This is a genomic window from Nocardioides guangzhouensis, assembly GCF_004519545.1.
Lineage (GTDB): Bacteria > Actinomycetota > Actinomycetes > Propionibacteriales > Nocardioidaceae > Nocardioides > Nocardioides guangzhouensis.
The window spans coordinates 1-393 of record NZ_SDKM01000153.1 but is presented as its reverse complement, the minus strand read 5'-3'; the positions used below and the strand labels follow the sequence as shown (position 1 = coordinate 393).

1 protein-coding gene is annotated in these 393 nt (G+C 72.8%); it reads left to right on the top strand.

What is annotated here, in order from left to right:
* Nucleotides 1-393: sigma-70 family RNA polymerase sigma factor (locus EKO23_RS24905; RefSeq protein ID WP_425464419.1), on the top strand; the 393-nt coding region annotated here is incomplete at both ends.

The following is a 393-nucleotide window of genomic DNA, read 5'->3' as shown; positions in this document are numbered from 1 at the left end:
TCGGCCGAACGCCACGCCGTGGCCCACGACCTGCTCGAGACAGCAGCCGTCACCACCGACCCCGTGGAGCGGCAGCGCCTCCTCGACGAGGTCGTCCTGCTCAACGCCGACGTGGCCGAGTCCGTCGCCTCCCGCTACCGCGGCCGCGGGATCCCCACCGACGACCTGCGCCAGGTCGCCTACGAAGGCCTGGTCAAGGCCGTCCACCGCTTCGACCCCGCCCGCCGCCACGACTTCCTCTCCTTCGCCGTGCCCACCATCCGCGGCGAGGTCCAGCGCTACTTCCGCGACCAGGGCTGGACCGTCCGCCCACCCCGCCGCATCCAGGACCTCCAGTGGCGCCTGCACCGCGCCATCGAGGAGCTCTCCCAAGACCTCGGCCGCGAACCCAAC